1 protein-coding gene is annotated in these 404 nt (G+C 46.5%); it reads left to right on the top strand.

Features of this window, described 5'->3' with window-relative positions; all coding sequences use genetic code 11:
• A partial coding sequence (locus tag ELS82_RS26015; protein ID WP_341867202.1) for a transposase occupies positions 1–404 on the top strand: 404 nt, incomplete at both ends.

The following is a 404-nucleotide window of genomic DNA, read 5'->3' as shown; positions in this document are numbered from 1 at the left end:
AGGACTCCGAAGATAATGCGCAAGCATTTGGGTTTATTTCTCAAAAATATAAGCCATATCCTCAACTACGTATGGTAGGCCTAATGGCSACCGAAACTCGCTTTATGRTAGGGGCTGCTTTTGATGCCTGTCAGGTCGGTGAAGCAACGCTAGCACGCCGATTATTAGGTGATGTGCCAGCAAACTCACTCACATTATTTGACCGTTGCTATTTTTCTGCTGACTTGTTGATTGCATGGAGCAAAGCMGCTTCCARTTGTCATTGGTTAACCCCTGTAAAACGAAAGCTAAGATATGAAGTTGTTGAGCACTTTGCTGATAACGACATGCTTATCTCTATGCCAGTCTCACCCCAGGCACAGCGCAGTAACCCAGAGCTCCCCACTCATTGGCAAGCACGCCTC

The sequence above is a fragment of the Vibrio ouci genome, assembly GCF_004551525.1.
GTDB lineage: Bacteria > Pseudomonadota > Gammaproteobacteria > Enterobacterales > Vibrionaceae > Vibrio > Vibrio ouci.
Note: the sequence above shows the minus strand (reverse complement) of the source record. Positions and strands in the feature narration are given on the sequence as shown.